Below are 23,295 nucleotides of genomic sequence, written 5' to 3'. Positions count from 1 at the left end.
ATACTGAGGCGGGTCGCTTATCGCCCCGAGACAGCGCGCCCTGGGTCAAGCAGACCGCAGTGTCGGCGCCTGCTCGGGGCTCCATCAATCAAGGAGTCGGTCATGAAATACAAGGGAAGCTGCCACTGTGGCAGAGTGGCATTCGAAGTCGAGGGGGAGCTGACCCAGGCTATGGCCTGCAACTGCTCCATCTGCCAGCGCAAGGGCTCCCTGCTCTGGTTCGTGCCGCACGACAAGCTGCACCTGCTGACCCCGGATGCGGCCGCCAGCACCTACACCTTCAACAAGCACGTGGTCAAACACCGCTTCTGCCCGATCTGCGGCATGCACCCCTATGGCGAAGGTATCGATCCCAAGGGCAACCACATCGCCGCCATCAATATTCGCTGCCTGGAGGGGGTTGAGCCGGATTCGGTGCCGGTGCAGCACTACGATGGCCGGGCCCTGTGACCGGGCACTGAGCCAAGCCATCCGCACGCTGGGGCAATGAAGCCCCGGCGTGCGATCAGCCGTCAGGATGCCCCCTCTCCCCGCCACCGACCTTCTCGCAGACACTGCCCTCCCCTCGCACCGACGATGTGATCCTGTGCAAACACCCCAACCGAGAATCAGGCTACAATCGGCGCCCACATAAGGATGTTGAGCAGGCGTCTTATCACCAGCCCTGCTGTCACACGAAGGAAGCACAATGTCATTTGAACATCGCCTGTACGCCGCCCATCAAGAGCTGGCCAGCAAGGGCGTGAAGGAGATCAACTACAACCCGCCCCTGTGCCAGTTGCTGCGCAAATTCGGCTGGCAACTGAAACCGCCCCACTATGAGCGCTTTATGGTCAACCTGATCGCCATGGGGCTACCGGTGGGCATCATCTGGGGTCTGCTGATGTGGTTCTTCGGCTGGGAGCATGAGGTGAGCCTGGGGTATGCCCTGCGCCAAACCAGTTTCTTTGCCATCGGTGTCGGCCTGCTGATGGGCATCGCCTTCCAGATTCGCCGCCGACAGCTCAAGTTGACCCCATGGGAGGCACTGCCCCACTCCACGCCGCGGACCCAGAAGCGCTGGCAACCCAAGCAGTAAGGTGTCAGTAATGGAACATCAATCGACAAGCCAGGAAGCCATATGACCAAGGCCCATGAAAAACTGAACTATGTGGAGTTTGCCGCCCGGAATATCGCGGCCACCAAGACCTTCTTTACCGCCGCCTTCGGCTGGCAGTTTGTGGATTACGGCCCCGACTACTGCGCCTTTGCGGGGGAAGGGCTCGATGGCGGCTTCTACCGGGCGGATCTCTGCGGTCAGAGCGCCCAGGGCGGCGCCCTGCTGGTGTTCTACAGCGCCGACATTGCCGCGACCCTGGCCAAGGTGTTCCAGCATGGGGGCACCATCATTCGCCCGCTGTTCGACTTCCCCGGTGGCCGCCGTTTCCACTTCGTCGAGCCCAGCGGCAATGAGTTTGCGGTCTGGTCAGAGGCGGCCGGCACCTGATCTGGCGTGGCGCGCTCCTGGTTACTCCTTGCGGGGCGCCCCCTTCATCACGGCTCTGATTGCTGCGCTCACCTCAATAGTGTTTTGCGACAGCGCCCCTCTTATCCGCACGCCGCCGCAGGCATACTGGCTCTCGTTGTCTCGAGGAGAGTCAGATGTCCGTTCCCGTCATAGTGATTGCCCAGCTCGACGCCAAGCCCGAATTCGCCGCCCAACTCAGGGCCGCCCTGACACCGCTGATCGCGGCCAGCCAGCAAGAGGCCGGCTGCCTGCGCTATCAGTTGCACCAGAGCCTGGATAACCCCCAATCCTGGATGCTGCACGAGGAGTGGGTGAGCGAGAGGGCCCTCGACGCCCACCAGCAAGAGCCCCACTTCATTGCCTTCGTGGCCGACACCCAGGGCTGGTTTGCCAGCAGCCAGGTTCGCCGTTATCACTTGGCCTGACCGCCTGCACCACTTTGCTGCCCACCAGCAGTTCGGCCGCCGACGGCGAACTGACTGATGGGTAAACCCGATAAACAAGAACGTAAAAATGCAGAACATGAGGAGTTTGATGATGAAAATGCCAAAGATGGGTCTGGGGACCTTCCGCCTGAAAGACCAACCCCTGCGCGATTCGCTGACCATGGGTCTGGAGCTCGGCTATCGCCATATCGACACCGCCCAGATCTATGACAACGAGGCCGAAGTCGGCCTGCTGATGAGCGAGAGCGGTGTTCCCCGCCAGGATATCTATCTCACTACCAAGGTGTGGACCAGCGAGTTCGGTCCGGGCAAGGTGATACCGAGCCTGAAGGTGAGCCTCGAGAAGCTGCGTACCGACTACCTGGACTTGGCCCTCATTCACTGGCCCTCCCCCCAGGATGAGGTGCCGATGGCGGTCTATCTGGAGCAACTGGCCGAAGCCAAGGCCCAGGGCCTGACCCGGGAGATCGGGGTCTCCAACTTCACGGTCGCTCAGCTTAAAGAAGCCATCGACATCCTGGGACCGGGTGCCATCGCCCACCAGCAGGTGGAAATTCACCCCTTGCTGCAAAACCGCAAGGTGGTGGAGTTCTGCCGCGAACAGGGCATCGCCATCACCGCCTATATGCCGCTGGCCTACGGCAAGGTGCTCGCCGAGCCCCTGATGCAACAAATTGCCGCGCGCCATGGCGTCTCGGCGGCCCAGGTGTCGCTGGCCTGGCTGCTGGCGCAGGACATGACGGTGATCCCGAGCTCCACCAAGCGCGCCAATCTGGCCGCCAACCTGGGTGCCCTCGAGATCACACTCAGTGCCGAGGAGATGGCTCAAATTGCCACTCTGGAGCGGGGCGAGCGCTGTGCCAACCCGGACTTTTCGCCTGCCTGGGATTAATCCATAAGAATATTTAACTGCATCATAAATATGTGAAAGCGGGAGGCACTGTGCCTCCCGCTTTTTTTGGTTTGGTGCGCTACCAACGCCATGCCCCGCCCAATAACACCCGCCTCCCCTCGGTTATTGCTGCTGATTAAGCAAAAGTAATTTGATGTCATCGTCATTTTTGCCAACAAATCTCATCGGCATACTGGCGCCATTCTCCCGTCGGGAGTCCTATCCAAGGAGTTTGTATGCCACTGGCGTTATTTGCCCTCACCCTGAGTGCCTTTGCGATCGGCACCACCGAATTTGTGATCGTGGGGCTGATTCCCACCATCGCCGAGCAACTGCAGGTCTCCCTGCCCTCCGCGGGCCTCTTGGTCAGCCTCTATGCCCTCGGCGTCGCCATCGGTGCACCGCTGTTGACCGCGCTCACCGGCAAGTTGCCTCGCAAGTGGCTGCTGGTGGGCTTGATGGCGCTGTTCACCGCCGGCAACCTGCTGGCCTGGCAGGCCCCCGGCTACGAGAGCCTGATCGTCGCCCGGGTGCTGACCGGTCTGGCCCACGGGGTCTTCTTCTCGGTGGGTTCGACCATCGCCACCGGTCTGGTGGCCAAGGAGAAGGCGGCCAGCGCCATCGCCATCATGTTCAGCGGTCTGACCGTGGCGCTGGTGACCGGCGTGCCGCTCGGCACCTGGATTGGCCAACAGTTTGGCTGGCGCGAGACCTTTCTGGTGGTCAGCCTGCTCGGCCTCATCGCCATGGTGGGCAGCCTGCTGCTGATCCCGAGCAACCTGCCAAAGGGGGCCGCCTCCAGCATCCGTGAGCAGCTCTCGGTGCTGACCAAGAAGCCGCTGCTGCTGGTCTATGCCAAGACAGCGCTCGGCTACGGCGGCGCCTTCACGGCGTTTACCTTCCTCGCCCCCATCTTGCAACAGGTGAGCGGCTTCGGCGCCAACGCGGTGAGCCTGATCCTGCTGGTGTACGGGGTATCGGTGGCGTTCGGCAACATTTGGGGTGGCAAGCTGGCGGACAAGATGGGCCCCCTGCCCGCCCTCAAGCTGATGTTTGCCGGGCTGGCGCTCATCTTGCTGATGCTCACCTTCACCGCACCCCATCCGGTGCTGGCGGTGCTGACCGTGCTGGTGTGGGGTGCCTTCGCCTTTGGCAACGTGCCTGGGCTGCAGGTGCTGGTGGTGAAACAGGCGGAGATCCATACCCCCAACGCCGTTGACGTGGCCTCCGGCCTCAACATCGCCGCCTTCAACGTCGGCATCGCCTTGGGTTCAGTCGTTGGTGGCTTCGTGGTGGAGCACCTCGGGCTGATGCACACTCCCTGGATAGGCGCGCTGATCGTGCTGCTGGCCTACGGCCTGACCCACATCAGCGAGAAGCGCGAGGCCAAATTGGCGCTGGCGGTCTAACCCCCTCAAACGAAAAGGCCGACACTGGGTGTCGGCCTTTTTCATTTCCAAAGCTAAGAGACTCAAGACTCCTTGAGATCCTCGTCCGCGGCCCAGCGGGCCTCCAGCCAGAGCAGGTTGACCAGGCCGCAGAGCAGGGCAAAACCCAGCCCCAGAATCCAGGTGAAATACCACATAGTCGAAACTCCCTTGAGTAGAAGACGGTTAATAGAGGCTATGGCCGTGCTGGCGAACCTGATCCGTGCTGACCTTGCCGCGCACCACCCGGTAGACCCAGAGGGTGTAACCGATGTTGATGGGCATCAGCACCCCCACTATCCCCAGCATGATGAGCAGGGTGCCCTCGCTGGAGGTGCCATCCCACAGGGTCAGGCTGCTCGACGGATCCAGGGACGAGGGCAGCACGAAGGGGAACAGGGCGATGGCGATGGTCAGCATCATGGTGGCGCAGGCGCCGCCGCTGGCCATGATCGCCAGGCGCGGCAGGCCGCGGGCACTGGCGAGGCTGCTCACCATGGGCAGCAGCAGGCCCAGGGCCGGCACGCACCAGAGCCAAGGCTGCGCCGCGAAGTTGCTGAACCAGCCATCCGGTGCCAGCGCCACCTGCTTCATCAGCGGGGTGAGGGCGCCATTGAGATCGCCGATCTCCTGCACGCGGTAGCCTTCCATCTGGCTGAGCCAGACGCCGCCGAGGGCAAACAGGCCGCTCGCCAGGGGGCCGAGCCAGAGGCTCTGGCGGGCGCAGCGCTCGGCGATCACCCCCTGGGTCTTGCACTGCAGGAAGCTGGCGCCGTGCAGCATCAGCAGGGCCAGCGCCGTGCCCATGCAGGTCAACAGCAGCGGCCAGTTGAACTCGAAGGCGCCGTAGTGGATACGCAAATGCGAGTCGAAGCGAAACGGCAAGCCTTGCAGCAGGAAGCCGAGCGTCGCGCCGAACACCAGGGTCGGCAGCAGGGCCCCCGTCACCAGGGCCCGGTCCCACCAACGGCGCCACTGGGCCGATTCCAGCTTGCTGCGATAGTCAAAGCCGACCGGGCGCAGGAAGAGGCCGAACAACAGGAACATGAAGGGCACGTAGAGCGCCGAGAAGGCGGCGGCATAGACCAGCGGCCAGGCGGCGAACAGGGCGCCGGCGCCGGCGATGAGCCACACCTGGTTGCCCTCCCACACCGGACCCACGCTGTTGAGCAGCACCCGTCGCTCCTCATCTGTCTTGCCGATAATGGGCAACAGCAGGCCCACCCCCAGATCGAAGCCGTCCATCACCACGAAGCCGATGAGCATGAACAGCACCAGGCCCCACCAGATCACTTTCAGGGTTTCGTAATCCATCAAACTGCACTCCCGCTTGCCAAGACTTCACCTTGATAACGACCCGTCTGCAGGCTGGCCGGCCCTTTGCGGATCACATGACGCAACAAGAACAGCTCCACTACCAGCAGGCTGGTGTAGATGAGGCTGATGGAGATGAGGCTGAACCAGATCTGGCCCGGCTGCAGCAAGGAGACCGAGGCCGACACCGGCAGCACCTCGCTGATGGTCCAGGGCTGGCGGCCAAATTCGGCCACGAACCAGCCCGCCTCGATGGCTATCCAGGGCAGCGGAATGCTCCAGAACAGCACTTTCAGCAGGCGCGGCGATTGCACCAACCGGCCCCGGCACAGTTGCAGGAAGGCCGCGGCAAAGAGCACCAGCAGCACAACCCCTATGCCCACCATCAGCCTGAAACTCCAGAACAGCGGCGCCACCTGGGGCACTGAATCCTCTACCGCCAGGGCGATGGCCGCCTCGTCGGCCCGGGCGATGTCCTTAGCATGGGGAGTCAACAGCAGGCCGTAGCCGAGATCCTGGCGGTGCTGCTCGAAGGTGGCGCGGGCGGCGCCGTTGCCACCGTCTTGACGCAGCACCTCCAGGGCACCATAGGCCAGCATGCCGCTACGAATGCGCACCTCGTGATCGGCCTTGAGATCCTTGATGCCGGTCACCGCCTCATCCAGGGAGCGGGTAGCGATGATGCCCATCAGATAGGGGATCTTGACGGCCGCGTGGGTGGTCTCGGCGCTTTGATCGGGCCAGCCGAACAGGGTGAAGGCCGCCGGGGCGGGCTCTGTCTCCCACTCAGCCTCGATGGCGGCGAGCTTGACCTTCTGCACCTCACCGGTGCGATAACCGGACTCGTCCCCGAGCACTATGACCGAGAGGATGGCGGCCAGACCGAAGCCGGAGGCGATGGCGAAGGAGCGCAGGGCGAAGCGCACCTCCATGCGGCGCAGCAGATACCAGCTGCTCACCCCCATCACGAACAGGGAGGCGGCCACGTAACCCGCCGCCACCGTGTGCACGAACTTGACCTGGGCCACCGGGTTGAACAGCACGGCGGTGACGTCGGTCAGCTCCATGCGCATCGTCATGGGATTGAACTCGGCGCCGACCGGGTTCTGCATCCAGCCGTTGGCGATCAGGATCCAGAGGGCCGAGAGGTTGGAGCCGAGTGCCACCAGCATGGTCACCATCAGGTGCTGACCGCGGGAGAGCCTGTCCCAGCCGAAGAAGAACAGGCCCACCAGGGTGGACTCGAGGAAGAAGGCCATCAGTCCTTCCACCGCCAGGGGGGCGCCGAAGATGTCGCCGACATAGTGGGAGTAGTAGGCCCAGTTGGTGCCGAATTGAAACTCCAGGGTGATCCCCGTGGTCACCCCCATCACGAAGTTGATACCGAACAACTTGCCCCAGAAGCGGGTGATGTCCTTGTAGATCACCTTGCCGGTCATCACGTAGGCGGATTCGGCGATCACCAGGATCCAGGACAGCCCCAGGGTGAGGGGCACAAACAGGAAGTGAAACATGGCCGTGGCCCCGAACTGCAATCGGGACAGGCTTACCACATCATCCAGGCTAATCATGCAGGACTCTCTATGTTGCATTTAACAGACAGGTTTTCGCCTGCCAAGTACACCATGAGTCATGACACCTATAACAGATGCAGTTATATTGAAATACACCTAGAACAGTTTGAGCCCACCATGTCCCGCTACGGCCAGCTGGCAGCCCTGCTGCAACAACAGATAGAGCGCGGCGTCTGGCAACCGGGGGAGCGCATTCCCTCCATCCGCCAGAGCTGCAAGACCCACTCCCTCAGCCCCATGACGGTGCTGCAGGCCTATCAGCTGCTCGAAAGCCGTGGCCTCATACTGGCACGGCCCCAGTCCGGCTACTACGTCAAGGCCGCCCCCTCCCCGCTGCGAGCCAGCGCGCCGCAACAGGCCCACTACAGCGGCTCGGTGGACATCAACGATCTGGTGTTCGAGGTGCTGCAGGCGAGCAAGTCCCGCGAGCTGGTGCCCCTCGGCATGGCGGTGGCGGATCCCGCCCTCTTCCCCCACCCCCAGCTCGGCCGGGCCCTGGCCAGCTGCATGCGCCGGCTCGACCCCTTCAGCACGGTGGCAGACCTTCCCCCCGGTAACGAGGCGCTGCGCCGCGCCATCGCCCAGCGCTATGCCGGCGACGGGCTGGCGGTCGACCCCCAGCAGATCATCATCACCACCGGCGCCATGGAGGCGCTCTCCCTCGGGCTGCAGGCCCTGACCGAGCCGGGGGACTGGGTGGTGGTGGAATCCCCCACCTTCTACGGCGCCCTGCAGGCCATAGAGCGCTTGAAGCTCAACGTGGTGGAGATCCCGGTGATCCCCGGGGTCGGCATCGATCTCGCCCTGCTGGTGGAGGCGCTGATCCTGCGCCCCATCAAGGCGTGCTGGCTGATGGGCAATGTCCAGCACCCGCTCGGCCATACGATGCCGGACGGGCACAAGCAGGCGCTGATGGCCCTGCTCAACGAACACCGGGTGCCGCTGGTGGAGGACGACGTCTACGCCGAGCTCTATTTTGGCCGGGAGCGGCCCCGCCCCATCAAGAGCTGGGACGCGCGGGGAGACAGCCTGCTGTGCAGCTCCTGGACCAAGTGCCTGGCACCGGGTTTTCGGGTCGGCTGGGTGGTGGCGGGCCCCCACGCCGAGCGCATCCAGCGGCTGCAGCTGATGTCGACCCTGTCGACCAATGTGCCGAGCCAGCTGGCGCTCGCCGACATGCTGCGCCAGGGCGGGGTGGACGCCCACTTTCGGCGCCTGCGCCACACCCTGGCCCAGCGTCAGCAGCAGATGCGGGCCGCCTTGCTGCGCCTCTTCCCGGATGAGGTGCGCATCAGCGCCCCGGATGGCGGCTACTTCCTCTGGCTGGAGTTTGACCCCCGCCTCGACGGCCGGGCCCTGCACGCCCAGGCGCTGGCCTGCGGTTTCTCGCTGGCGCCGGGGGCGCTGTTCTCCAGCCAGGGCCAGCACAACCACTGCCTGCGCATCAACAGCTCCCATCCCTGGAGCCCGGCGCTAGAGGCGGCTCTGGAGCAGCTGGCCAATCTCATTCACCGGCAACTGGACGCCGGTTAGCAACGTCCGTCAGAGTAGCGGGCTCCCCTTCAACGCCGATCCCCCCGCCCCACAACGCATCTTTTTTTCCGTGCGGCTGCATCCAATCGCTTCCCCCCGTCGTCTCTTGCTTGAACCTCAATCAAGGAGAGACGATGAAACCCCACCCCCTATGGCCGGCCCTGCTCTGTGCGGCCCTCGTTCAACTGCCGCTGCAGGCCGCCCCAAGTGCTGATCAGGCTGGCGCCGACCCCCAGACCGCCGTTGCCCATCAGGCCGGCGATGGCGTGATCCGCCTCTACGGCCCGGGCGGGCCCGATACCGCGCTGAAACGGGCGGCCGCGGCCTTCCAGCAGGAGACCGGGATCCCGGTCGAGGTCACCGCCGGCCCCGAGTCCAGCTGGCGCGATCGGGCGCTGCAGGATGCCGATCTGTTCTTCGCCGGCGCCGAGCAGTCCATGTCCGCCTATCTGGAGCGCTACCCCTTCCTCGACAAGCAGAGTGCCCACGCCTACTACCTGAGGCGCAGCGTCATCGCCGTGCAGAAGGGCAACCCGGCGGGGATCCGCGGTATCGAGGATCTGATCAACCGCCCCCTCAAAGTGGTGGTGACCGAGGGGCTCGGCAGCTACAACACCTCCGGCACCGGCCTCTGGGAAGACGTGGCCGGGCGCAAGGGCTCCCTGGCCGATGTGCAGAAGCTCAGACGAAACATCGTTGCCTTCGAGCAGGGCAGCGGCGCCAGCTTCCGGGCCTTCACCGGCCAGCAGGCCGATGCCTGGATCACCTGGGTGCACTGGCCCCTGAACCACCAGGACAAGGCCGACTTCGTCGAAATAGAGCCGGAGCGCCGCATCTATCGCGATCTCGTCATCGCCAAAGCCGCGGGGGCCGATGCCAGCACCCAGCGCTTCCTCGACTTCATCGACAGCCCCCAGGGCGAGCCCCTCTTCGCCCAGGATGGCTGGACCCGTTAACCCCGACCCCATGAATCTCAGGAGACACACCATGAACAAGTTCCTCATCACCCTCGCCTGCCTGCCCCTCGCCTCGGCCTGGGCCCTGGAAACCCAGCCCCTGAGCGGGGCCGAGCAGGTGCCCCTCGCCCAGATGACCGAGAACGGCAAGACCTATCTGGTCGACGCCAAGGGCTTTAGCCTCTACCGCTTCGACAAGGATGCCCAAGGAAAATCAAACTGTTATGCTGAATGCGCCGAGAAATGGCCGCCGGCATTGGCCAGCGACAGCGAGGTCAAGGCCGGGGTCGGCAGCGCGGCAAACGTCGGTGTCGGCCTGGTCCTGCGCGACGACGGCCGCTATCAGTGGAGCTACCGTGGCCAGCCGCTCTATCGCTGGATCAAGGATGAGCAGCCCGGCCAGAGCAGCGGGGATGGCATGAAGAATGTCTGGCACCGCGTCCAACGATGAGGTCTGAGTGAATATCGACAATCAGCAGCTCGCCCACCTGCTCGCCCGCAGTCGGCTCAGGGACAAGCAGGCGTTTGAAGCGCTCTATCAGCTGACGGGCCAACCCCTTTTCGCCCTGCTCCACGCCCTGCTCAAGGACAAGCAGTGGGCCGCGGACGTACTGCAGGAGGGCTTCTTGAAGATCTGGCACGGCCAGAGCGCCTATCCGGTCGACTACCCCTGGGCCTGGCTCTGCCAGTGCATGCGCAATCTGGCCATCGATGCCCTGCGGGCCAAGGCCCGCCACGGGGAGATCCCGCTGGAGGAGTCCTTCGAGGAGAAAGCCGGTCAGAGTACGGAAGGGGGGCTTGCCCCCTCTTTTTCCCTCGAACGCTGCCTCGGGCAACTCTCCGCAGACAAGCGCAACGCCATAGTGCTGGCCTATCGGCACGGCCTGAGCCATCAGGAGATCGTCACCCACACCCAGACTCCGCTTGGCACCGTCAAGTCCTGGATCCGGCGCGGACTGGAGGAGCTCAAACTATGCCTGACCCAATGACCCCCAAACGCTACCGGGGCCCCGCTCTTCGCGAGCGGCTCGCCGGCGAATACGTGCTGGGCACCCTGAGCCCGCGGGTGCAGGCCAGGATGACCCGCCTGATGGCGCGCGATCCCGACTGGTGGCAGTGGATAGCCCAGTGGCAACAACATCTGGATCCCCTGCTGCATCAACCCCAGCCCGCCCCGACCCTGCCCCGCAGCGTCTGGCGCAACATAGAGCAGGGGATCTCCCCCAAGCCCAGGCCCCATCGCCTATGGTGGCCGCTCGCCATGGCCGCGTCCCTGCTGCTGGGCCTGTGGCTGCAACCCCTGCTCCCCTCGCCCTCCGCCCCCATCCAGCCCGTGCGCTACCTGGCCATGATGTCTTCCGCGGGCGAGGAGGCCCCCTTCGTGCTGGTGGCCTATCAGGGCAAGAAACCGGGTCAGTCCAGCATCCGCTTGCAGCAGAATCAGGCGAGCCCGCTGCACCTGCCCGCCGACGCCATGCTCTGGATGCGCGACAAAGCGTCCGCCAAGCTGGTACCCCTGGCCCCCCTCAAAGAGGTCATGGCGGGTCGCCTGATGAGCCCGACCGAGTGGCAGCAGCTCAAGGCGAGCAGCGAGTTGCTGGTGATGGCGAAGGACAGCGAGCATCCGCTCTATCGCGGCCACTGCATCGAGCTCGGCCCCTGGCCGACGGAGAGCTAGGCACCGCAAGACGCGGTTCACCGCAGATCCGGCACCAACAACAAGGCCCCTTCACGGGGCCTCGTTCATCGAGAGAGGGCCCGCCTATCGGGCATAAATTTCGGACTGTCTGGTGAAACCAAGGGATTCGTAAAGGGACTTGGCCCTCTCATTGAATGACATCACCTCCAGCCGGATCTGGCTCGCATCATGGGCCTTTGCCCAGTCATCGCAGTGAGCCATCAACGCCTTGCCGATGCCGCGGGAGCGATGATCCTCATCAACCACCACGGAGCCGATACGGCAGATGGGGAGCTTGGAGAGGAAGGGGACGGCTTCATTGATCTCGATCCTGGCCGTCAGAAATCCCAGCACCCGTTCGCTGTCCACCGCCACGCAGAACAGCCGTTCCTCGCAGCCTATGGCGCCCAGCAGAAATACACGCTCCTGGGACGAGGGTGGGCAAAACACCTCTGGGGCCTGCTCAAAATGGATCAATCCGATTTGCCGATTCAGTTCGAGAATGGCGTCGATATCCTGCTCAGTAGCCTTGCGTATGTTCAATGGATGCTCCCTGCAATGTCACACTTCCGAAGTCCCCCTCAACAGGGGGACGAGGGTCAATCATAACGGCAGCCAAAGCGAAAAAGAAACCCATTTGAAGCTTTTTCTGTTTTGCCGACACCAACAACAAGGCCCCTTCACGGGGCCTTGTTGTTAAAGCGATGACCGAGGCTTAGCCCGGCCCGTTCAGCTGGGCCACCTGCCGCTCTATGCTGCCCCTGAGGTTGTCGTCGAGCTTGAGGGCCCGCGCCAGCTCGTCGAGGTAGCCGCGTTCCATGAAGTGATCCACGTCGATGGCGAGCAGGGAGGCGAGGTAGACCTCGGTGGCCTGCTCCATGTCGGTGACCTCCCGGGCCAGCGCCTGGGGATCCAGCGGACGGGCGAGCTCGGCATCAATCCAGCGCGCCGCATCGCTCTGCCCCTGCTCGGTCAGGTATTGCTGGATCTTCTGACGCTCGGCGTCGTCGATGTGGCCGTCGGCCCGGGCCGCCGCCACCATGGCGCGCACCAGCAGGGTCGAGCGGGCGTCAAGCGCCTGCCCTTGCAGCGTATCGAGGGGCTGGGCAGGCTGGCTCGCGCCCCCCTGCTGGGACTGCCAGTCCTGATAGAGCTTATAGGCGAGGCCGCCCAGGGCCGCCGCACCGCCTACCGCCGCGACCTTGCCGCCATACTTGCGCACCTTCTTGTTGCCAAGCAGCAAGGCCATGGCCCCGGCGGCCAGACCGCCCTGCGCCATGCCCTTCATCTGGGCCTTGCGGCTGTCGCCGCCGTCGTTGAGCCAGCCCTTGCCGGCACCCAGCAGTTGGTCGAGTATTTGTTTCATAGGTCCTCCTCCACGGTGGTTTTCATGCTAGGTTGGCCTGACTGAATCTGAGGTGAATGAATGCCGCTCCCAAGACTGGCCCTGCTGACCCTCTTTACCCTGCTCGCCTTCGCGGCCAACTCCCTGCTCTGCCGCCTGGCCCTGTTCGAAGAGCGGATGGATCCGGCGCTGTTCACCCTGCTGCGACTGACCAGCGGGGCCCTGGTGCTGCTCCTGCTCTGTGCAGCCCGCAGCCCCACGCCGCCCCGCCAGGGAGACTGGGGGGGCGCCCTGGCCCTCCTCGTCTACGCCGCCGCCTTCTCCTTTGCCTACCTCACCCTGACCACGGGCACGGGTGCCCTGCTGCTGTTTGCGGCCGTCCAGCTCAGCATGCTGGCGCCCCCTCTGCTGCGGGGCGAGCGCCTGCCTGCTCGCCAATGGGCCGGCTTGCTGCTCGCCATGGCGGGGTTGGTGCTGCTGTTGCTGCCCGGCATCCAGGCGCCGGATCTCCTGGGGGCGGTCCTGATGGTCACCGCCGGCATCGCCTGGGCCTGTTATACCCTGCGGGCCTCGCGCTTTGGCGATCCCGTCGCCGCCAATGCCGGCCACTTCCTGCGCGCCAGCCTGCCTGCGGCCCTGCTCTATCTGCTGCTGGGCCGGCTCGAGGCCAGCCCGGCCGCCATCGGTTATGCCCTGGCCTCGGGGGCCCTCGCCTCCGGCCTGGGGTATGCGCTCTGGTATAGCGTGCTGCCCCAGCTGGGACGCACCCTGGCCGCCAGCGTCCAGCTGCTGGTGCCCCTGCTCGCGGCCATGGCCGGGCTCATCTGGTTGGATGAGTCCTGGTCGCTGCGGTTGTTATTGTCATCGCTGGGCATTCTGGGGGGCATAGCCCTGGTCATCTCGGGACGCCCCCCGGCGGGAGACAAACCATGAAGATCGCCATACTGCTGCTCGGACTTACCTTCTCGACCGGCCTGCTTGCCGCCAACCCGGACAGGGCAACCCATCAGGCCGGGCTGGACAGAGCCTGCATCAACGCCCGCCAACAACAGACGGGGCAAGACAGGCAGCAACTCATCGATGCCTGCGTCAGGGCCGGGGGCAAGGCGACCCGATGCCAGCAGCAATACGCCAGCGTCGGCCAGCGCACCGGCAACGAGCGCCCCTATGTGTCGCCCCTGGCGCCCTGCCAGCAGGCCGAGGCTTACCGCAAGAGTGATCGGCAATGAACCGGATACAAGGAGAGAGCATGACCCCACCCCGCGAGCTGACCCTGCAGTTTCTGGCCGAGCCCGCCGACGTCAACTTCGGCGGCAAGGTGCACGGCGGCATGGTGATGAAGTGGATCGATCAGGCGGGCTACGCCTGCGCCGCCGGCTGGTGCGGCGGCTACGCCGTCACCGTCTACGTGGGGGGCATCCGCTTCCTGCGCCCCATCCAGATAGGCCAGCTGGTGGAGGTGCACGCCCGGGTGATCCACACCGGCACCACCAGCATGCACCTGGCGGTGGACGTCTACAGCCGCCACCCCACCGAGCGGGAACGCCACAAGACCACTCACTGCATCATCATCTTCGTCGCCATGGACGAGGGCGGCAAACCGAACAAGGTGCCCCAGTGGCAGCCCGTTTCGGATGAGGATCGGCAGTTGCAGCAGTACGCCAGGAAGCTGATGGCCCTGCGCGAGGAGATAGACAAGGAGATGCGCCAGCATCTGTGAGGGCTGTATGCCAGATACGCTTCAGGCCAGCTCCCGATCCGGACGCTGCCCTGTATAATGGCCGCCATCGACAGACGAGTATCGGAGCAACCCATGTCACTGGAAACTGCCCCCCCCGAGGTCAAGCTCGCGGTGGATCTTATCGAACTGCTGGAGACCAACCGGATAGCGCCAGAGCTGGCGCTGGCGGCGCTGGCCATCGTCACCCAGGACTATCAACGCAAGCTCAAAGAAGGCAAGGATCACTGAGCGCGGCTCGGTTGCGCCCACACCAGGAGGTTACATGACAGATCCCATCCGTTTCGAGACCGGTCGCCCCATGCTGCTGGGGGGCCTGCGCCGCCGCCATGAGTTCCAGCAAGGGGACTTCGGCGGTCAGTGGCGCGACTTCGGCGCCCTGGGCCCGCTGCCCGGCCAGCTCGGGGAGCACGCCTACGGCGTCATCTGCGGTGCCGACGCCACCAGTTGCGAATACATGTGCGCGGTGGAAGTCGCGGCGCTGGAGGTCTTGCCCAAGACCCTTGGCCGGATGCGCATCGACCCCCAGACCTACGCCGTCTTCCTGCACAAGGGCCACGTCTCCACCCTGCCGCAGACCTGGCAAGGGGCGCTCGACTGGCTGGCCCGGTCCGATTATGAGTCTGCCCACAAACCGGACTTCGAGCGCTACGGCGCCGCGTTTGACCCCGAAACCGGCGGCGGTGAGCTGGAAGTCTGGCTCGCCGTAAGGCCCAGACAGGCGATCGCCTGATCCACTCAGGCACCGACCGCTCAAGCGCGGATAAATATGCATAACAACAGCTTATAAATGGGGTGACGCCGAACGAAGGCCATGCAAGGATGGAGCCCCTCTTTGTGTGAGCCTCGTGATGGATAACCCCAATTGCATCGAACGGCCAGGGCCCTGGAGCCTGTCGGCCCGGCTCATGACGCTGGCCTGCCTCATCGTCTTCATGGCCCAGATGGCCACCACGGTTTACCTCCCCTCCCTGCCAATCGTGATGAGCGATCTCGCCATGACGAGGCAAGATGCGGAGCTCTCCATCTCCCTGTTCGTGATTGGCGCCGCCCTGCCACTGCTGTTTTGGGGCGCCGCCGCCGATCGCTTTGGCCGCCGGCTTCCCCTGGCCCTGTCACTGCTGCTGTTTGTCGGGATCAGCCTGCTGCTCGCCACCACAAGCCAGGGGCCACTGTTGCTGGTCTTGCGTACCCTGCAGGGCATTGCGGCGGGGGGCGCCACCATCATCGCCCGCATCCTGATACGGGATCACTGGCAGGGGGATGAGCTGGCTCGCCGCCTCTCTGTCCTCTCCATCGCCTTCATCACCGCGCTCGGTGGCGGCCAATGGATAGGTGGGCTCATCAGTCGCTATGCCCACTGGCAGTTAGGGTTCGTCCTGGTGGCGGCCGTTGGCATGGTGGCTCTGGCGCTGATGATCCGCCTGCCGCTGCAGGGCCCCAATGCCGCCGCCCCCACTACCGGCATGTGGCGGCGCTACGCCAGCCTGCTGCAACGCCCCGGCTTTCTCTGGCCCGCCTGCGCCGGGGGTCTGGGCTTTGCCATCACGGTCACCCTGCAAGAGATCAGCCCCTTCGTCCTGCAACAAGGATTTGAGCTGGAGGTCACCACCTTCGGGGCGCTGGGGCTGCTGATCGGGGTCGCCTACTTCGCGGGGGCCATGGCGGTCAATCGGCAGGTCGCCAGGGTGGGCGGCAAGCGGCTGATGAGGCAAGGGGCCGGCCTCATCTTGCTGGCCGCTGCCGGCATGGTGGTGCTGTCTATGCTGTCCGACCTACAGGGAGAGGGGGTGCTGGTGATCATGATGGGGCTCTACTGCCTCATCATCTTCGGGCAGGCGGTGCTCTTCCCCAACAGCATGGCGCTGGCGGTCAGCGATGCCAGGGAACATGGCGCCTACGCCATGGCGCTGTGCGGCTTCTTGCAACAGGGGCTGGCGGGTATCGCCGCCGCAGGCGCCACCCTGCTGAGCCATCACGGCACCTGGGCCCCCGTCATCTTCGCCCTGGCCCTGGTGGCCGCACTGATAGTCCGCTTCAAGGTGCGCTAGCGCGGTCCCATCACCTCGTCGCACAGGCGAATGAGCGCCTGGCTGAGGCCTTCGAGCGGTGCCCCCTTGTCCATCCCCAGGTGCAGTGCCAGCTCCACCGAGCGCACCTGGGGCCAGTCTGTCAGCGCCACCTGATCCGGCAGCAGCAACCGCGCCGGCAGCAGGCTGACCCCGATCCCCGCGCTCACCGCCCCCTGCAGGCTGACGAGGCTGGCGCTGACATAGGCGATGTGCCAGCGCAGCCCCTTGGCGTCGAGGGCCTCCGTCAGCTGGCGCCGATAAAGCCCCTCACTCGGGAACACTACCAGGGGCACCGGATCCCGCCCGCAGGCGGGCCAGTCGCGGCTGTCGACCCAGGCGAGCGGCTCGCGCCAACGGGCGACGGGGTCCCCCTGCCCCCGCGCCTGCTTGACCAGGGCCAGATCCAGCCCCCCTTCCTCGAAACTGCGCCACAACTCGTGGCTGAGCCCGCTCTGCACCTCCAGCCGCACCATCGGATACTGGCGGGCGAAGGCGGCGAGCACCGGTGCCATGACGCCGGCGACGAAATCCTCCGGCACCCCGATCCGCAGCGGCAGGCTGGCCTCGCTGACCCGCTCCCCGGCCTGTGCCAGCAGCGCCAGGATGCGGCGCGCCAGCCCCAGCAGTTTCTCCCCGGCCACCGTGGCCACCACGGTGCGGCCGCTTCTGTCCAGCAGCGGGCAGCCGAGCTGCTGCTCGAGGCGGCGCATCTGCTGGCTGATGGTGGACTGGGTCAGGTGCACCCGCTCACCGGCCCGGGTGAAGCTGCCGGTCTCGAGGATGGCGACAAAGCTGCGCAAGAGTTGGGGATCCAGCAGGGGGCTGTCCATCTGAGGGGTTTTCCCATTTATAAAATCACTGATAGTCATTCTATCATTTAATTTCCAAATGACATGGCGGCCCGCTAGGCTGCTCCCATCCCCCTCTTTCGCAGGATCTCCCATGCCACAGGCCCATCTCCCCCAGTCCGGCACCCGTCTCGTCAACTCGCTGACCGCGCTCTGTGCTCCCACTCATCAGGAGTGGCTCGAACAGACGCTGCACCTGGCGCTGACCCACCGCCAACAGGGGGGCCGCCCCTTCGCCGCCCTCCTGGTGAAGGAGGGCAAGCTGCTGGCGAGCGCCGTCAATCGCATGCTGGAGGCGGGGGATCCCACCCGTCACGCCGAGCTGGAGGCGCTGCGCGAAGCCAGCCAGCACGGCTCCCTCAAGGGCGCCGTGGTCTATGCCAGCGGCCACCCCTGCCCCATGTGCCTGTGCGCCCTGGTGATGAACGGCATAAGCGCCGTCTACTACGCCTTCGACAACCAGGATGCGGCCCCCTTCGGCTTCGACAGCACATCGAGCTATGACAAGCTGCGACTGCCGCTCTCCCCGCCGCCGCTGCCCCTCATCAAGCTGCCGAGCCCGCTCCCGGCCGCCGCCCTCTACGGGGCCCTGCCCCATGAGTAAGCAAGGATCCAGCGCCCTGCTGGTGCTGGTCATGCTGATCGGCATCAACCTGCGCCCCTTCCTCACCGCCATCGGCCCCCTGGCGGGGCAGATAGACGCGCGACTGGCGCTCGGCATGGACAACCTGGCCTGGGTGACCCTGCTGCCGCTGCTACTGATCGGGGTGGGGGTGCTGTTCACCCCGACCCTGCGCACCCTGGCCGGCCCGCGCCCGCTGCTGGCCGCGGCCCTGCTGCTGCTGGCCCTCGGCAGCGCCCTGCGGTTCGATCTGACCAGCGGCGCCCTGCTCATCGCCAGCGCCGCCCTCTGCGGTCTGGGCTCGGCCCTGGTCCAGGGGGTGCTGCCCGGCCTCATCAAGCAGGTCTTCGCCAGCCGGGTACCCCTGGTGATGGGGATCTTCTCCGCCTGCATGATGGGCGGCGGGGCCCTTGGCGCCGTGCTCAGCCCCCAGCTCGCGAGCCAGCTGGACTGGTCGAGGGTGCTGGCGCTCTGGAGCCTGCCGGTGCTGCTGGCGCTCGGTTGGCTCGGCTGGCGCGTGCGCCTGCCCGTCACCCCCGCTCCGCCCACGCCCGAGGGGGAGCAGCGCCTGCTCGCCCTGCCCCGCAGCTGGCTGCTGATCCTGTGCTTTGGCATCATCAACAGCGGCTATGGTATCGTCGTGGCCTGGCTGGCGCCGGCCTACATGGCGCTGGGCTGGAGTGCCCAGCAAGGGGGTGAGCTGGTGGCCTGGCTGGCCCTGGCCCAGACCCTGAGCGGTCTCGGCCTGCCGCTGCTGGCGGCGCGCAAGGAGGACAGACGCCCCTGGATGGGGCTCGCCATCCTGTTGCAGGTGCTGGGCTTTGGCGGCCTCTGGCTGGCGCCGACCAGCGCCCCCATCCTCTGGTGCATGCTGTGCGGCGCAGGCCTTGGCGGCAGCTTCTCCCTCATCATGGTGATAGCGCTCGATCATTTGCCGGATCCACGCCGCGCCGGCACCCTCAGCGCCCTGATGCAGGGTTTTGGCTTCATGCTGGCGGCGACCGGCCCCTGGGTGGCGGCGCGCCTGCATCATGTGAGCGGCGACTTTGCCAGCGCCTGGCAATGGCAGCTGGGCGGCCTGGCGCTGATGAGCCTGCTGGTGCTGCGCCTCAACCCCCTGCACTATCCACGTGCGATGCGGCTGCCCGGGGTTGGCAAGACGGGCACTCCGCTGAGCGCCCAAAGCAATACACCGGCCTAGGGCCGGTGTATTGGGAACATGGACAACCGTGTGACAGGGCGCCTTAGCGCCCCTTCTTCTGCCGTCCGCCCTGGTTGGTGCGCGGTTTGCCCGCCGCGGCGGGTTTGCCGCCCTTGGCCGGGGCTCCCTTGCCAGCGGCGCCTTTAGACGCTGTCCCCTTGCCTGCGCCACCCTTGCCCGCCGGACTCTTGTTTTCGAATGCGGCCGGACCCGGTACGTTGGGACGCCCGCCTATCTCGTGATCGTCGTCCCGGCGCGGTTTCTTGCCCTGCGCCGCCTTGGCAACCAGCTTGTTGGCAGGCTGCGCCCCCTTGGCCGGCTTCACCTCGGAGGAGGAATCCTCGATGAGCTTGAACAGCTCGATCAGCTCGTCGTCAGTCAGATCCCGCCACTCCCCCACCGGCAGCCCCTTGAGGCTGACGTTCATGATGCGGATGCGCTCGAGCTTGGTGACCTCGAAACCGAAGTGCTCGCACATGCGGCGGATCTGGCGGTTCAGCCCCTGCACCAGGGTGATGCGGAACACGAAGGGTGCCTCTCGCTTCACCTTGCACTTCTTGGTGACGGCGCCGAGGATGGGCACCCCGGCCCCCATCCCCTTGATGAACTCGTCGGTTACCGGCTTGTCGACGGTCACCAGATACTCTTTCTCGTGATCGTTGCCCGCCCGCAGGATCTTGTTCACCAGATCCCCGTGGTTGGTGAGGAAGATAAGTCCCTGGGAGTCCTTGTCGAGCCGGCCTATGGGGAAGATGCGGGTGCTGTGGTTGACGAAGTCGACGATGTTGTCCTTCTCCCCCGCCTCGGTGGTGGAGACGATGCCCACCGGCTTGTTCAGCACGATGAACACCAGGCTGTCCGCTTCCCGCGCCTCGATCACCTGACCGTTGACCTTGACCAGATCCCCGGCAAACACCTGATCGCCGATGCCGGCGCGCTTGCCGTTGATGAAGACGTGGCCCTGCTCGATGAAGCGGTCGGCCTCACGGCGCGAGCAGATGCCGCTCTCGCTGATGTACTTGTTCAGGCGCATGGATTCATCGGCCAGCATGGGTCACCTGCCAGATCATGGGGTTGAGGGGGGTTGTCGGCTGGGTCAGCCGGATCGTCATCGGGTTAGTCTGCATAGCATTCCATCATTAAAAGGGTCAAAGCCTGCGCATTCTTCAAAAAAACGCCGTTACAGTAGCATATTGCCCCGCTCCGTTCGCCGGATACTTGCAGCCGCCTCGGAATCCCACCCCCTGCCAATGAGGCTCCATCCGGGGTGGCGGGCCACAGGTCGCAACTCTGCCTGCCCCATCGACGGCGCCACTTGCTCAGCGCCATTCTCCCCGGGCCGATCTCCCCGGCTCAGTTACACATATTCATTCGCACCCTTTTATTGCCAAGTATTGCCAAGCCGGACTGGCCACCGCCGATGGCGAGCCCGTCCGACGTGAAAAGGGAGAACTAAGACTTGCTATTTATTGACTGAAAATGCATAAAAAGATTTTCGTCAGCACGAATTATCTTGCCAAGGTTGAACGCCCACGGGCGCCATTGCGCCCTCTGTCGGCAAACATCACAGGAAACCAAATTGTTGTCCGTATTCACCTAAAACACCGAACATAAATTTGGATACGGGGCATGAATCCTTCTCTGGCATGAGGCCATTTTTACCATTCATTACAGGAGTTACAGATGAGTCATTCCCTATCCCAGGCCGATTTTCTGGCCCAGGTCGCCAAGCGCAACGCCCATCAGCCCGAGTTCATCCAGGCGGTGAGCGAAGTGGTCGCCTCCATCTGGCCCTATCTGACCCGCCATCCCCGTTACCTGCAGCACGGCCTGCTGGAGCGACTGGTGGAGCCGGAGCGGCTGGTGCAGTTCAGAGTCAGCTGGGTGGACGACAAGGGTCAGGTGCAGGTGAACCGCGGCTACCGCATCCAGCACAGCTCGGCCATCGGCCCCTTCAAGGGCGGCATGCGCTTCCATCCCTCGGTGGATCTCTCGGTGCTGAAATTCCTCGCCTTCGAGCAGACCTTCAAGAACGCCCTCACCACCCTGCCCATGGGCGGCGGCAAGGGCGGCAGTGACTTCGATCCCAAGGGCAAGAGCGAGGGCGAGGTGATGCGCTTCTGTCAGGCGCTGATGCTGGAGCTCTACCGCCACCTGGGGGCCAACACCGACGTGCCGGCCGGTGACATCGGCGTCGGCGGGCGCGAGGTGAGCTACATGGCGGGGATGATGAAGAAGCTCACCAACAGCGCAGAGTGCGTCTTTACCGGCAAGGGGCTCTCCTTCGGTGGCAGCCTCATTCGCCCGGAAGCCACCGGATATGGCCTGCTCTACTTCGTCGAGGCCATGCTGGCCCACCGCGGCCAGTCCCTGGCAGGCATGACGGTGTCGGTCTCGGGCTCCGGCAACGTGGCGCAATACGCTATCGAGAAGGCGATGGCGCTCGGCGCCAAGGTGATCAGCGCCTCCGACTCCGGCGGCACCGTCCATGATCCGGACGGCTTCACCCCAGAGAAGCTGGCCCGCCTGATGGAGCTCAAGAACGAGCAGCGCAAGCGGGTGGCGGATTACGCCCACGAGTTCGGCCTCGAGTTCTTCACCGGCCGCACCCCCTGGCACCTGCCGGCTCAGGTCGCCCTGCCCTGCGCCACCCAGAACGAGCTGGGGGAAGATGATGCAGCCAACCTCATCGCCAACGGAGTGCAACTGGTGGCCGAGGGGGCCAACATGCCGAGCAGCGCGGCCGCCATCCAGGCCTTCCATGCCGCCCGCGTGCTGTTTGCCCCGGGCAAGGCCGCCAACGCGGGCGGCGTCGCCACCTCCGGCCTCGAGATGAGCCAGAATGCTCAACGCCTCTCCTGGAACCGGGAAGAGGTGGATGCGCGCCTCAAGGGGATCATGAACAGCATCCACGCCACCTGCGTGCGTTACGGTCAGGATGGCGAGTCCCACGTGAACTACGAGTCGGGCGCCAACATCGCCGGCTTCGTCAAGGTAGCCGACGCCATGCTGGCGCAGGGAGTCTGCTAATACTGCGGGGAATGGCTTAGGGCCGATGCCTCAAGCACCCAAACACAACACGGCAGCCCCAGGGCTGCCGTGTTGTTTACGCCTTGGCCGCTCCCTGTCATTCAGGGCGCCGCACCTCGGCTCAGAGGTAGCAACTGATCTCGATGAGGTTCTGGTCCGGATCCAGGCAGTAGACCGACTCTATGGGCCCGCAGGCCCCGGACTTGGTGACGGGCCCCTCCACTATCTCGACCCCGTGACTGGTGAGCTGGGCCATGACCAGATCCAGGGGCCAGCGGGTGATGAGGCAGAGATCCCCAGAGCCGACACAGGCCCGATTACGCGGCTCCTGCCCCAGCAGCTGCAGGTTGATCTTCTGGTTGCCAAAGCGCAGCGCCCGCCGCCCCGCCCCGAAGCTGATGGCCTCCATCTTGAAGGCACCGCTGTAAAACGCGACCGAGCGATCTATGTCGCTCACCGTCAATACCAGATGGTCGATATGGCTGATCATGCTTCCTCCCTGTGGTGGTAATCGCTGCCCCATCATAGCCAGCCCCCTTGGCAGAGACTGTGCCTTGGCGCACATCAAATATTCCTAACCATTTATTTTATCAGGGAAATACGCCTATCGCACGGCGGCACAGGCCTTGTCGCGCTGGGCAAGCAGGGCTTCGTCTTCGCTCTCCATGGCCGCCAGAATGGCCTGATTGCAGGCCCGCTCCGCGAGCTTCGCCGGGCTCTGCTTGGCATCGGCGATCTCCGCAATCATGGGGCGATAGCCGATGGCGGCCGAGCAGTACATGGTGCGGTACTTAGGGAGCTGCCAGCTACTGTCATCCTGACGCGACAATTCGTCGCACAACCTGCCAAACAGGGCGGCAGCCTTGACGGTGCAGCGACTGAATCGCTGTGCGTCCTACTCATGGGGGCGGCAAACGCTTTTTGGCTGGATCTGCCAAAACTGGAAGGCAAAGGGAACCTGCTCCCCCTCATACTCCACCACCAACGCCTTGGGCTCGGTGCCATAGATATCCGACACCTGTTGTTGCACCAGGTTGAGATAGGCCGAAAAAAGCCAAGAAACTGGATCCATCACCACCTCCTGTGGTTGTCACTACCGACCTGCGCAACGG

Annotated in this window: 28 protein-coding genes and 1 pseudogene; 20 read left to right on the top strand and 9 right to left on the bottom strand. The window is 64.7% G+C overall.

Annotated features, from left to right (window positions below):
• Window positions 1–102 precede the first annotated feature (102 nt).
• The 6 genes from MM194_RS05545 (at window position 103) to MM194_RS05520 (ending at window position 4,254) form a co-directional block, all read left to right on the top strand.
• Complete coding sequence (locus MM194_RS05545) at window positions 103–450, top strand: GFA family protein (protein ID WP_033131899.1); 348 nt, start codon at window positions 103–105, stop codon at window positions 448–450.
• Between the two features lie 238 nt (window positions 451–688).
• Window positions 689–1,078 (top strand): DUF6404 family protein, encoded by a 390-nt coding sequence (locus MM194_RS05540; protein WP_241342975.1) that lies wholly within the window; start codon window positions 689–691, stop codon window positions 1,076–1,078.
• Window positions 1,079–1,120: 42 nt separating this feature from the next.
• Window positions 1,121–1,486: a VOC family protein gene (locus MM194_RS05535; RefSeq protein ID WP_241342974.1), complete on the top strand. Its 366-nt coding sequence runs from the start codon at window positions 1,121–1,123 to the stop codon at window positions 1,484–1,486.
• A gap of 155 nt (window positions 1,487–1,641) precedes the next feature.
• Window positions 1,642–1,932: a putative quinol monooxygenase gene (locus MM194_RS05530; protein WP_241342973.1), complete on the top strand. Its 291-nt coding sequence runs from the start codon at window positions 1,642–1,644 to the stop codon at window positions 1,930–1,932.
• 109 nt (window positions 1,933–2,041) lie between these two features.
• Complete coding sequence (gene dkgB / locus MM194_RS05525) at window positions 2,042–2,845, top strand: 2,5-didehydrogluconate reductase DkgB (RefSeq protein WP_241342972.1); 804 nt, start codon at window positions 2,042–2,044, stop codon at window positions 2,843–2,845.
• Window positions 2,846–3,081: 236 nt separating this feature from the next.
• The gene (locus tag MM194_RS05520) at window positions 3,082–4,254 is read left to right on the top strand and encodes an MFS transporter (RefSeq protein ID WP_241342971.1); all 1,173 of its coding nucleotides are present in this window, start codon (window positions 3,082–3,084) and stop codon (window positions 4,252–4,254) included.
• Between the two features lie 62 nt (window positions 4,255–4,316).
• Here the strand turns inward: MM194_RS05520 and cydX are convergent, their stop codons facing one another.
• The 3 genes from cydX to MM194_RS05505 are packed head-to-tail and all read right to left on the bottom strand — an operon-like array spanning window position 4,317 to window position 7,157.
• Complete coding sequence (cydX, locus tag MM194_RS05515; RefSeq protein ID WP_005310033.1) at window positions 4,317–4,430, bottom strand: cytochrome bd-I oxidase subunit CydX; 114 nt, start codon at window positions 4,428–4,430, stop codon at window positions 4,317–4,319.
• Between the two features lie 28 nt (window positions 4,431–4,458).
• Window positions 4,459–5,586, bottom strand: coding sequence for a cytochrome d ubiquinol oxidase subunit II (cydB, locus tag MM194_RS05510; RefSeq protein ID WP_241342970.1), 1,128 nt, complete (start codon window positions 5,584–5,586; stop codon window positions 4,459–4,461).
• On the bottom strand, window positions 5,586–7,157 hold the full coding sequence (locus MM194_RS05505) for a cytochrome ubiquinol oxidase subunit I (RefSeq protein ID WP_241342969.1): 1,572 nt from the start codon (window positions 7,155–7,157) through the stop codon (window positions 5,586–5,588). The genes cydB and MM194_RS05505 overlap by 1 nt, the downstream gene beginning before the upstream one ends.
• Window positions 7,158–7,277: 120 nt before the next feature.
• Here MM194_RS05505 and MM194_RS05500 point away from each other — a divergent pair, with 120 nt between their 5' ends.
• From MM194_RS05500 to MM194_RS05480, 5 genes are all read left to right on the top strand, one after another.
• Window positions 7,278–8,693, top strand: a complete 1,416-nt coding sequence (locus tag MM194_RS05500) for a PLP-dependent aminotransferase family protein (RefSeq protein WP_241342968.1) — start codon at window positions 7,278–7,280, stop codon at window positions 8,691–8,693.
• A gap of 134 nt (window positions 8,694–8,827) precedes the next feature.
• Window positions 8,828–9,649 (top strand): substrate-binding domain-containing protein, encoded by an 822-nt coding sequence (locus MM194_RS05495; protein WP_241342967.1) that lies wholly within the window; start codon window positions 8,828–8,830, stop codon window positions 9,647–9,649.
• 31 nt (window positions 9,650–9,680) lie between these two features.
• Window positions 9,681–10,100: a hypothetical protein gene (locus MM194_RS05490; RefSeq protein ID WP_241342966.1), complete on the top strand. Its 420-nt coding sequence runs from the start codon at window positions 9,681–9,683 to the stop codon at window positions 10,098–10,100.
• Between the two features lie 7 nt (window positions 10,101–10,107).
• Window positions 10,108–10,638 (top strand): RNA polymerase sigma factor, encoded by a 531-nt coding sequence (locus MM194_RS05485; protein WP_241342965.1) that lies wholly within the window; start codon window positions 10,108–10,110, stop codon window positions 10,636–10,638.
• A complete protein-coding gene (locus tag MM194_RS05480) occupies window positions 10,623–11,327 on the top strand; it encodes a hypothetical protein (protein WP_241342964.1) in 705 nt (234 codons plus the stop codon). Before MM194_RS05485 ends, MM194_RS05480 begins: the two co-directional genes overlap by 16 nt.
• 84 nt (window positions 11,328–11,411) lie before the next feature.
• Here MM194_RS05480 and MM194_RS05475 read toward each other — a convergent pair whose 3' ends face one another.
• Complete coding sequence (locus MM194_RS05475; RefSeq protein ID WP_033131886.1) at window positions 11,412–11,870, bottom strand: GNAT family N-acetyltransferase; 459 nt, start codon at window positions 11,868–11,870, stop codon at window positions 11,412–11,414.
• A gap of 172 nt (window positions 11,871–12,042) precedes the next feature.
• The gene (locus tag MM194_RS05470) at window positions 12,043–12,693 is read right to left on the bottom strand and encodes a tellurite resistance TerB family protein (protein ID WP_033131885.1); all 651 of its coding nucleotides are present in this window, start codon (window positions 12,691–12,693) and stop codon (window positions 12,043–12,045) included.
• 60 nt (window positions 12,694–12,753) lie between these two features.
• Between MM194_RS05470 and MM194_RS05465 the strand changes: the two genes are divergently transcribed.
• The 6 genes from MM194_RS05465 to MM194_RS05440 all read left to right on the top strand — a co-directional run bounded on the left by MM194_RS05465 (window position 12,754) and on the right by MM194_RS05440 (window position 16,461).
• Window positions 12,754–13,605, top strand: a complete 852-nt coding sequence (locus MM194_RS05465) for a DMT family transporter (protein WP_033131884.1) — start codon at window positions 12,754–12,756, stop codon at window positions 13,603–13,605.
• Window positions 13,602–13,901: a hypothetical protein gene (locus MM194_RS05460; protein WP_033131883.1), complete on the top strand. Its 300-nt coding sequence runs from the start codon at window positions 13,602–13,604 to the stop codon at window positions 13,899–13,901. Before MM194_RS05465 ends, MM194_RS05460 begins: the two co-directional genes overlap by 4 nt.
• A gap of 20 nt (window positions 13,902–13,921) precedes the next feature.
• Window positions 13,922–14,392: an acyl-CoA thioesterase gene (locus tag MM194_RS05455; RefSeq protein ID WP_033131882.1), complete on the top strand. Its 471-nt coding sequence runs from the start codon at window positions 13,922–13,924 to the stop codon at window positions 14,390–14,392.
• A 93-nt stretch (window positions 14,393–14,485) separates the two neighbouring features.
• The gene (gene rsmS, locus MM194_RS05450) at window positions 14,486–14,641 is read left to right on the top strand and encodes a pleiotropic regulatory protein RsmS (RefSeq protein ID WP_241342963.1); all 156 of its coding nucleotides are present in this window, start codon (window positions 14,486–14,488) and stop codon (window positions 14,639–14,641) included.
• A 34-nt stretch (window positions 14,642–14,675) separates the two neighbouring features.
• A complete protein-coding gene (locus MM194_RS05445; protein ID WP_241342962.1) occupies window positions 14,676–15,143 on the top strand; it encodes a GyrI-like domain-containing protein in 468 nt (155 codons plus the stop codon).
• Between the two features lie 118 nt (window positions 15,144–15,261).
• Complete coding sequence (locus MM194_RS05440) at window positions 15,262–16,461, top strand: MFS transporter (RefSeq protein WP_241342961.1); 1,200 nt, start codon at window positions 15,262–15,264, stop codon at window positions 16,459–16,461.
• Here MM194_RS05440 and MM194_RS05435 read toward each other — a convergent pair.
• On the bottom strand, window positions 16,458–17,300 hold the full coding sequence (locus tag MM194_RS05435) for a LysR substrate-binding domain-containing protein (protein ID WP_033131939.1): 843 nt from the start codon (window positions 17,298–17,300) through the stop codon (window positions 16,458–16,460). The genes MM194_RS05440 and MM194_RS05435 overlap by 4 nt on opposite strands.
• Before the next feature lie 124 nt (window positions 17,301–17,424).
• Here MM194_RS05435 and MM194_RS05430 point away from each other — a divergent pair, with 124 nt between their 5' ends.
• A complete protein-coding gene (locus MM194_RS05430) occupies window positions 17,425–17,934 on the top strand; it encodes a nucleoside deaminase (RefSeq protein WP_241342960.1) in 510 nt (169 codons plus the stop codon).
• Entirely contained in the window at window positions 17,927–19,153 is a 1,227-nt protein-coding gene (locus MM194_RS05425; RefSeq protein WP_241342959.1) for a cyanate transporter, read from the top strand. Before MM194_RS05430 ends, MM194_RS05425 begins: the two co-directional genes overlap by 8 nt.
• Before the next feature lie 43 nt (window positions 19,154–19,196).
• Here MM194_RS05425 and rluF read toward each other — a convergent pair whose 3' ends face one another.
• A complete protein-coding gene (rluF, locus tag MM194_RS05420; protein ID WP_241342958.1) occupies window positions 19,197–20,204 on the bottom strand; it encodes a 23S rRNA pseudouridine(2604) synthase RluF in 1,008 nt (335 codons plus the stop codon).
• Window positions 20,205–20,836: 632 nt separating this feature from the next.
• On the opposite strand from rluF, the gene gdhA reads away from it, so the two are divergent.
• Complete coding sequence (gene gdhA / locus MM194_RS05415) at window positions 20,837–22,183, top strand: NADP-specific glutamate dehydrogenase (RefSeq protein ID WP_241342957.1); 1,347 nt, start codon at window positions 20,837–20,839, stop codon at window positions 22,181–22,183.
• A gap of 121 nt (window positions 22,184–22,304) precedes the next feature.
• Here gdhA and MM194_RS05410 read toward each other — a convergent pair whose 3' ends face one another.
• Window positions 22,305–22,673, bottom strand: a complete 369-nt coding sequence (locus MM194_RS05410) for a VOC family protein (RefSeq protein WP_042651438.1) — start codon at window positions 22,671–22,673, stop codon at window positions 22,305–22,307.
• Between the two features lie 114 nt (window positions 22,674–22,787).
• Window positions 22,788–23,255: pseudogene (locus MM194_RS22015) on the bottom strand (hypothetical protein).
• Window positions 23,256–23,295 lie beyond the last annotated feature (40 nt).

The sequence above is a fragment of the Aeromonas sp. MR16 genome, from assembly GCF_022549315.1.
Taxonomy (GTDB): domain Bacteria; phylum Pseudomonadota; class Gammaproteobacteria; order Enterobacterales; family Aeromonadaceae; genus Aeromonas; species Aeromonas aquatica.
Note: the sequence above shows the minus strand (reverse complement) of the source record. Positions and strands in the feature narration are given on the sequence as shown.

Bases quoted from the DNA above. Each gene is read 5' to 3' on its own strand.
- MM194_RS05545 (WP_033131899.1), top strand. From the start codon at position 103: ATGAAATACAAGGGAAGCTGCCACTGTGGCAGAGTGGCATTCGAAGTC.
- MM194_RS05540 (WP_241342975.1), top strand. From the start codon at position 689: ATGTCATTTGAACATCGCCTGTACGCCGCCCATCAAGAGCTGGCCAGC.
- MM194_RS05535 (WP_241342974.1), top strand. From the start codon at position 1,121: ATGACCAAGGCCCATGAAAAACTGAACTATGTGGAGTTTGCCGCCCGG.
- MM194_RS05530 (WP_241342973.1), top strand. From the start codon at position 1,642: ATGTCCGTTCCCGTCATAGTGATTGCCCAGCTCGACGCCAAGCCCGAA.
- dkgB (WP_241342972.1), top strand. From the start codon at position 2,042: ATGATGAAAATGCCAAAGATGGGTCTGGGGACCTTCCGCCTGAAAGAC.
- MM194_RS05520 (WP_241342971.1), top strand. From the start codon at position 3,082: ATGCCACTGGCGTTATTTGCCCTCACCCTGAGTGCCTTTGCGATCGGC.
- cydX (WP_005310033.1), bottom strand. From the start codon at position 4,430: ATGTGGTATTTCACCTGGATTCTGGGGCTGGGTTTTGCCCTGCTCTGC.
- cydB (WP_241342970.1), bottom strand. From the start codon at position 5,586: ATGGATTACGAAACCCTGAAAGTGATCTGGTGGGGCCTGGTGCTGTTC.
- MM194_RS05505 (WP_241342969.1), bottom strand. From the start codon at position 7,157: ATGATTAGCCTGGATGATGTGGTAAGCCTGTCCCGATTGCAGTTCGGG.
- MM194_RS05500 (WP_241342968.1), top strand. From the start codon at position 7,278: ATGTCCCGCTACGGCCAGCTGGCAGCCCTGCTGCAACAACAGATAGAG.
- MM194_RS05495 (WP_241342967.1), top strand. From the start codon at position 8,828: ATGAAACCCCACCCCCTATGGCCGGCCCTGCTCTGTGCGGCCCTCGTT.
- MM194_RS05490 (WP_241342966.1), top strand. From the start codon at position 9,681: ATGAACAAGTTCCTCATCACCCTCGCCTGCCTGCCCCTCGCCTCGGCC.
- MM194_RS05480 (WP_241342964.1), top strand. From the start codon at position 10,623: ATGCCTGACCCAATGACCCCCAAACGCTACCGGGGCCCCGCTCTTCGC.
- MM194_RS05470 (WP_033131885.1), bottom strand. From the start codon at position 12,693: ATGAAACAAATACTCGACCAACTGCTGGGTGCCGGCAAGGGCTGGCTC.
- MM194_RS05465 (WP_033131884.1), top strand. From the start codon at position 12,754: ATGCCGCTCCCAAGACTGGCCCTGCTGACCCTCTTTACCCTGCTCGCC.
- MM194_RS05460 (WP_033131883.1), top strand. From the start codon at position 13,602: ATGAAGATCGCCATACTGCTGCTCGGACTTACCTTCTCGACCGGCCTG.
- MM194_RS05455 (WP_033131882.1), top strand. From the start codon at position 13,922: ATGACCCCACCCCGCGAGCTGACCCTGCAGTTTCTGGCCGAGCCCGCC.
- rsmS (WP_241342963.1), top strand. From the start codon at position 14,486: ATGTCACTGGAAACTGCCCCCCCCGAGGTCAAGCTCGCGGTGGATCTT.
- MM194_RS05445 (WP_241342962.1), top strand. From the start codon at position 14,676: ATGACAGATCCCATCCGTTTCGAGACCGGTCGCCCCATGCTGCTGGGG.
- MM194_RS05440 (WP_241342961.1), top strand. From the start codon at position 15,262: ATGGATAACCCCAATTGCATCGAACGGCCAGGGCCCTGGAGCCTGTCG.
- MM194_RS05430 (WP_241342960.1), top strand. From the start codon at position 17,425: ATGCCACAGGCCCATCTCCCCCAGTCCGGCACCCGTCTCGTCAACTCG.
- MM194_RS05425 (WP_241342959.1), top strand. From the start codon at position 17,927: ATGAGTAAGCAAGGATCCAGCGCCCTGCTGGTGCTGGTCATGCTGATC.
- rluF (WP_241342958.1), bottom strand. From the start codon at position 20,204: ATGCTGGCCGATGAATCCATGCGCCTGAACAAGTACATCAGCGAGAGC.
- gdhA (WP_241342957.1), top strand. From the start codon at position 20,837: ATGAGTCATTCCCTATCCCAGGCCGATTTTCTGGCCCAGGTCGCCAAG.
- MM194_RS05410 (WP_042651438.1), bottom strand. From the start codon at position 22,673: ATGATCAGCCATATCGACCATCTGGTATTGACGGTGAGCGACATAGAT.